Genomic DNA, 6,672 nt, shown 5'->3' on the forward strand with positions numbered 1-6,672 from the left:
CGCACGTACCGGACGCTGCCCAAGGCGGTGTCGCGTGCGGTGGTGGGGCACAGCTCGGGCGGCTACGGGGCGCTGGTGATGGGGCGCTACCATCCGGAGCTGTTCAGCCACCTCGGCAGCCACGCGGGGGACTGCTACTTCGAGTACTGCTATCTGCCGGATCTGCCCAAGGCGGCGGGGGCGTTCCTCAAGGCGGGCGGGGTGGAGGCCTGGTACCAGGACTTCAAGAAGCGCACGCGGGAGACGAAGCCGCGCGGTGAGGACTTCACGGTGATCAACGTGCTGGCGATGGCGGCGGCGTACTCACCGAAGAAGGGCGAGCCGCTCAACATCGAGCTCCCGTTTGATCTGCAGACGGCCCGGCTGAAGGTGGACGTGTGGAACCGGTGGCTGGTGCACGATCCGGTGCGCTTCGTGCCGAAGTTCCTGGACGCGTTCCGCAAGGTGAAGTCGGTGTTCCTCGATTGCGGTACGCGGGATGAGTACAACCTGCGCTGGGGGACGCGCATGCTGGCCGAGGAGTTCAAGGCCAGCGGCGTGGAGCTGTCCCACGAGGAGTTCGAGGACTCTCACTCGGGGATTGCTTACCGCTTCGAGCGCTCGCTCGGGTTCCTGGTGCCGCGCATGGCGCGGGAGTGACGTGAATGATCCCCGATCCCTATGGCCTGTCCCGCGTCGTCGGCGAGAAGGGCGTGCTGCCGCAGCGGGCGCGCAAGCTGGAGCCGTCCCTGCCGTGCCGCGAGGCGGAGCTGCTCATCGATGTGGAGAGCCTGAACATCGACGCGGCGTCCTTCAAGCAGATCAAGGATGACGTGGGCGGAGAGCCCGCGCGCATCGCCGCGCGCATCCAGGAGATCGTCCGCGAGCGCGGGAAGATGCAGAACCCCGTCACGGGCTCGGGCGGCATGCTGCTGGGGCGGGTGAAGGAGATCGGCCCGAAGCACCCGGCGCGCCAGACGCTGAAGCCCGGGGACCGCATCGCCACGCTGGTGAGCCTCTCGCTGACGCCGCTGGTGATCGAGGAGATCAAAGCCGTGCACGCGGAGATCGATCGGGTGGACATCCGAGGCCACGCGATCCTGTTCGCCTCGGGCATCTACGCGAAGCTGCCATCGGACATGCCGGACACGCTGGCCCTGGCGGCGCTGGACGTGTGTGGGGCTCCGGCGCTGGTGGCCCGGTACGTGAAACCCGGGATGACGGTGGCGGTGCTGGGGGCGGGGAAGAGCGGGGCGCTGTGTCTGGCCCAGGCGCGGCGGGACCTGAAGGGGAAGGGCAAGGTGCTGGCGCTCGACATCTCCGAGAAGGCGCTGGCTGCGCTGTCCGGCATCGGCCTGTGCGACACGGCACTGAAGGTGGACGCCACGCAGGCCGTGGACGTGATGGAGGCGGTGTCCCAGGCGACGGGCGGCGCGCTGTGCGATCTCGTCGTCAACTGCGCCTCGGTGGGCAACACGGAGATGGCGTCGATCCTGTCGGTGAAGGACGGGGGCACGGTCATCTTCTTCTCCATGGCCACCAGCTTCACCGCGGCGGCACTGGGCGCGGAGGGCGTGGGCAAGGACGTCACGATGCTGGTGGGCAACGGCTATGCGCCCGGCCACGCGGACCTGACGCTGGACCTGCTGCGCTCCGAGCCCGCCCTGCGCAAGCTCTTCGAGACGCGGTACGTCTGAGGCAGGAGCAGGTTCAGGTTCCGAGCGGAGCCCTCCGAACGCGGCCTCCCAGAACCTGACTGCTTGTCAGACAGGTTCGTGCCGTGCGCCGCAGCCGCGAAGTCTCGTGGAGAGAGGGGGGCATTCCGTCAGCTGTTCAGGTAGAAAAGTTCAACATTTCTGCCCGTTTAGGGGTAAGGTGGCCCCATGCCGGGACCGTTCATCCAAGACGAGCAGATTGCGCACGCGCGCAAGCTGGCCGAGGAGATCGTCAACCCGATCTTCGACCTCATCCGTCGCAACACCACCGTGTCCATTGAGCGCACGGTGCTGCGCTTCTTCGGGATCTCGGGCGCCGGGACTCGGGGGGTGCCGCTGGCCAACCTGATGGTGGACAAGCTCAAGGCGGCCGGGGTGCTCAACCGGGGCGCTGCCTACTGGTATGGCCGCGCCCTCCAGCTGGGCGCCAAGAGCCCCCTGGAGGCCGTGGAGCGCCTCACCGCCCTGCCCACCGAGAAGCTGGGCCCCCTGTCGCCGGAGATGGAGCAGAACCTGCGCGCCGAGGTGCGCTCCGAGGCCCGCGCCGCGCGGGAGGATCTCCAGACGCGCATCTCCCAGCGCAACGCGCTCCGCCAGCAGTTCCCCATGTCCCCGCCGCCGCACAAGTACGTCATCGTCGCCACCGGCAACATCTATGACGACGTGGACCAGGCGCGCGCGGCGGCCCAGGCGGGCGCGGACGTGATCGCCGTCATCCGCTCCACCGCCCAGTCGCTGCTGGACTATGTGCCCCACGGCGCCACCACCGAGGGCTACGGCGGCACCTACGCCACCCAGGAGAACTTCCGCATCATGCGGGAGGCCCTGGATGAGGAGAGCCGCAAGCTCAAGCGCTACATCCAGCTCACCAACTACTCGTCCGGCCTGGCCATGTCCGAGATCGCCTTCTGCGCGGCCTACGAGAAGCTGGACATGCTCCTCAATGACGCGATGTACGGCATCCTCTTCCGCGACATCAACATGCGGCGGACGTTCATCGATCAGTACTTCAGCCGCCGCATCTGCGCCATGGCCGGCATCATCATCAACACCGGCGAGGACAACTACATCACCACCGCGGACGCCTACGACGCGGCCCACACCGTCATCGCCAGCCAGTTCATCAACGAGAGCTTCGCCAAGCGCGCGGGGCTGAAGGACTGGCAGCTGGGCATCGGCCACTCCTACGAGATCGATCCGCACCGCCCGGACACGCTGCTGCTGGAACTGTCCCAGGCCATGCTGGTGCGGCGCTGCTTCCCCGACGCCCCGCTGAAGTACATGCCGCCCACCAAGCACAAGGAGACGGACATCTTCTTCAGCCACGCGTACGACGTGATGGCGGACCTCGTGGCCGTCTGGACGCGGCAGGGCATCCAGCTGCTGGGGATGATGACCGAGGCCATGCACACGCCGCTCCTGGCGGACCGGTTCGTCGCGCTGAAGTCGGCCGCGTACCTCCACCGCGCCGCCCGGGGCATCGACGAGGAGTTCACCGTGCGCGAGGACGGCAAGATCGCCGCCCGCGCCCGCGAAGTCTTCGGCAAGGCCATGGAGCTGCTGGAGGAGTGCCACAAGGAAGGCATGGTGGCAGCCATCGGCAAGGGCCGCTTCGGCGACGTGAAGCGCTCGGAGACGGGCGGCAAGGGCCTGGATGGCGTGCTGGAGAAGGCGCCGGACTACTTCAATCCGTTCTTGGAAATCTTGGAGGGCACGCACTCATGATCGGTTCCTTGGTGATGACGGTGGCGCTGGCTGCAAGCAGTGGCGGCTCGGCGGATGCGCTGGCGAAGCACGAGGCGAAGACGCTGACGATCCAGGTGCCTGCCGCCTGGGAGCGCACCGTTCAGGAGGGCACCGAGAAGTTCAAGGCCCCCTCCGGAGACGCCTTCTTCACGCTGGACGTGGGCGCCGTGCAGACGCAGGGCATGCAGGCCAAGGTCTGCCTGGAGAAGATCCTCACCGCCATGGGCGGCAGCGAGGGCTGGGAGAAGGTGAGCCTGGGCCTCAACCCCGCGGCCAGGAAGGTGAGCGTGGACGACGCCAACGAGGAGGGCTCGGAGAAGGTGCGCTCCATGCACTACGTGGGCTGCAACGGGAAGACGACGTGGTCCCTCATCTTCTCCATGAACGACAAGAAGAAGGACCGCTTCGAGCCGCTGGCGGGGAAGATCGCCCAGAGCGTCAGCTACGCAAAGGGGAAGTGAGCGCCTCATGGTGAAGCCGACCAAGCAGATCATCCGCCCCTACGGTGATCGCCGGGACGATGGCGTGGTGCAGCTCTCGTTCACGTTCCCGGTGCCGCTGTCGGAGAAGGCCAAGGAGGCCGCCGCCCAGTACGTGAAGAAGATGGGCTTCTCCGACGTGAAGGTGGCCGCCGCCGAGCGCGCCGCGGACAACTACACCTTCTTCATCGTGTACGCCCGCTCCGGCATGTACATCGACTACGCGGAGATCGACGTCCCCGAGATCGTCATCAAGAAGATGGGGTTTGACGATCTCAACGCCTTCATCCAGGAGAAGCTCGGGCGGCGGATCGTCGTGTTCGGCGCGTGCACCGGCACGGACACGCACACGGTGGGCATCGACGCCATCCTCAACATGAAGGGCTATGCGGGCGACTACGGCCTGGAGCGCTACCCCTGGTTCGAGGCGTACAACCTGGGCAGCCAGGTCCCCAATGAGGATCTCATCACCCAGGCCCTGGCGAAGAACGCGGACGCCATCCTGGTGAGCCAGGTCGTCACCCAGCGTGACGTGCACAAGGACAACTCGCGCCAGTTCATCGAGGCGGCCAAGGCCCGGGGCATCCACGGCAAGACGCTCCTGCTGCTCGGCGGGCCGCGGGTGGACCACAAGCTGGCGCTGGAGCTGGGCTTCGACGCGGGCTTCGGCCCGGGCACCAAGCCCTCGGACGTGGCCAACTACGTCGTCCACGCGCTGCTCAAGAAGCTGGGCAAGGAAGATCCGAACGCGCACTACCAGGGAGAGCCCACGTGAGCACCAAGGCCATCATCCGGCTGCGCATGAGCAGCCATGACGCGCACTACGGCGGCAACCTGGTGGACGGGGCGCGGATGCTGGGGCTGTTCGGGGACGTGGCCACGGAGCTGTGCATCCGCCACGACGGGGACGAGGGCCTGTTCCGGGCGTACGACGCGGTGGAGTTCCTGGCGCCGGTGTACGCGGGGGACTTCATCGAGGCGGAGGGCGAGATCGTCAGCGTTGGCAATACGTCACGCAAGATGCGCTTCGAGGCACGCAAGGTCATCAAGCCGCGCACGGACGTGAACGATTCGGCGGCGGACCTGTTGCAGGAGCCGGTGGTGGTGTGCCGTGCTTCGGGCACCTGTGTCGTTCCCAAGGACAAGCAGCGCATCCAGCGCTAACCCAGGAAGGGGGCCCTCATGAGCATGCCCATGGTCATCACCGCCGCGATGGTCGGTGCGGAGACCACGCGCGAGCAGACGCCGTACCTGCCCATCACCGCGGAGGAGATCGCCGAGGACGCGGTGAGGTGCCGCGAGGCCGGCGCGGCGATGGTCCACCTGCACGTGCGCACTCCGGACGGCAAGCCGTCTCAGGACGCGGAGCTGTTCCGCGCGGCGATTCGGGCGATCCGGAAGCGGACGGACGTCCTCATCCAGACGTCCACGGGCGGCGCGGTAGGCATGAGCGTGGACGAGCGCTGCGGGCCGCTGACGCTGACGGGCTCGGATCGGCCCGACATGGCCACGCTGACGACGGGGACGGTGAACTTCGGCCAGGACGTGTTCTGGAACCCTCGGCCGCTGGTGCGGGACATCGCGAAGCGGATCCGAGCGCTGGGCCTCAAGCCGGAGATCGAGTGCTTCGACGTGGGGATGATCGATGAGGCCAGCATCCTGGCGAAGGAGGGGCTCGTTGATCTGCCGGCGCACTATGACTTCGTGCTCGGGGTGCCGGGGGCGCTGACGGCGCGGGTGGACGCCTTGGAGTTCATGATCAAGTCGCTGCCCGAGGGCAGCACGTGGACGGTGGCCGGGGTCGGGCGGCACCAGCTTCCGTTCGTGGAGCACGCGGCCGAGCGCGGAGGCAACGCGCGGGTGGGGCTTGAGGACAACGTCTACGTGTCCAAGGGCGTGCTGGCCAAGGGCAACTGGGAGCTGGTGGCCGAGGCGGCGAAGCGGGCGAAGGCGAAGGGGCGCACGCTGGCCACTCCGGAAGAGGCGCGGAAGCTCTTGCGCCTCACCTGAGGTCAGCGGCACCCTGGAAGGCGCTCAGCCGTACTGGATTCGGCCTCGGCGCGTGAGGGTGATGCCGAGCAGGGCCAGGGCCCAGGGCAGCCACGCGCCTCCATTCGTCGAAGCGCACCCGCCGCATCCACCGCTTGGAGTCACGGTGATGGACACGGTCGTGGACTCGGAGGCCGCTGTCCCATCGCTGACTCGGTAGGTGAACGAGTCCTCGCCCGCGTAGCCATCCGCGGGGGTGTAGGTGAGGTTCGGCGGGGTGCCCGAGAGCATTCCATGGCTCGGCTGGGTCTCCAGGTAGCTCAACGTGTCGCCATCCACGTCCGTGCCCGCGAGCACCACCTGCACAGGGGTGTTCTGCGGAGTCGTTACCAAGGTCTCCTGCGCCTGGGGAGCGTCGTTCACCGGCGCAACCGTGAGGGTGACAGGGGCGACGCTGGAGTCCGCTGTGCCGTCACTGGCGCGGAAGGTGAAGGAGTCGCTCCCGTGGAAGTTGGGGGCAGGCGCGTAGGTGAGGTGAGGGGCCGTGCCAGAGAGCGTGCCGTGCGCCGGCCCGGACACCACCGTGAAGGTGAGGGTGTCCCCATCCGAGTCCGTGGCCACCAACGTCACCGCCACCGAGGCATCCTCGTTCACGTCCGCCGACCTGGACTGCGCGAGCGGCACGCCATTCACGGACGTGACGGTGAGGGAGACGGTGGCGACGTTGGAGTCCACGGTGCCGTCACTGGCGCGGAAGGTGAAGG

At 67.6% G+C, this 6,672-nt stretch carries 8 protein-coding genes; 7 read left to right on the plus strand and 1 reads right to left on the minus strand.

Annotated elements, in window-relative coordinates; translation table 11 throughout:
• The 7 genes from VD972_RS19250 to VD972_RS19280 form a co-directional block, all read left to right on the plus strand.
• Positions 1 to 639, plus strand: a 639-nt coding sequence (locus VD972_RS19250) for an alpha/beta hydrolase-fold protein (protein WP_324989069.1), incomplete at its 5' end; no start/stop codon positions are given.
• A 5-nt stretch (positions 640 to 644) separates the two neighbouring features.
• Positions 645 to 1,676, plus strand: coding sequence for an L-erythro-3,5-diaminohexanoate dehydrogenase (locus tag VD972_RS19255; RefSeq protein WP_324989071.1), 1,032 nt, complete (start codon positions 645 to 647; stop codon positions 1,674 to 1,676).
• 186 nt (positions 1,677 to 1,862) lie between these two features.
• The gene (locus tag VD972_RS19260) at positions 1,863 to 3,419 is read left to right on the plus strand and encodes a lysine 5,6-aminomutase subunit alpha (protein ID WP_324989073.1); all 1,557 of its coding nucleotides are present in this window, start codon (positions 1,863 to 1,865) and stop codon (positions 3,417 to 3,419) included.
• Entirely contained in the window at positions 3,416 to 3,901 is a 486-nt protein-coding gene (locus tag VD972_RS19265) for a hypothetical protein (protein ID WP_324989075.1), read from the plus strand. The genes VD972_RS19260 and VD972_RS19265 overlap by 4 nt, the downstream gene beginning before the upstream one ends.
• A 7-nt stretch (positions 3,902 to 3,908) precedes the next feature.
• Entirely contained in the window at positions 3,909 to 4,694 is a 786-nt protein-coding gene (locus tag VD972_RS19270; protein ID WP_324989077.1) for an OAM dimerization domain-containing protein, read from the plus strand.
• 26 nt (positions 4,695 to 4,720) lie between these two features.
• The gene (locus tag VD972_RS19275) at positions 4,721 to 5,083 is read left to right on the plus strand and encodes a hotdog fold domain-containing protein (RefSeq protein WP_324989083.1); all 363 of its coding nucleotides are present in this window, start codon (positions 4,721 to 4,723) and stop codon (positions 5,081 to 5,083) included.
• 18 nt (positions 5,084 to 5,101) lie between these two features.
• Positions 5,102 to 5,929 (plus strand): 3-keto-5-aminohexanoate cleavage protein, encoded by an 828-nt coding sequence (locus tag VD972_RS19280; RefSeq protein WP_324989079.1) that lies wholly within the window; start codon positions 5,102 to 5,104, stop codon positions 5,927 to 5,929.
• Between the two features lie 24 nt (positions 5,930 to 5,953).
• Here the strand turns inward: VD972_RS19280 and VD972_RS19285 are convergent.
• Positions 5,954 to 6,672: Ig-like domain-containing protein (locus VD972_RS19285; protein WP_324989081.1), on the minus strand; the 719-nt coding region annotated here is incomplete at its 5' end.

The organism is Hyalangium sp., from assembly GCF_035629615.1.
In the GTDB taxonomy this organism is placed as follows: Bacteria; Myxococcota; Myxococcia; order Myxococcales; family Myxococcaceae; genus Hyalangium.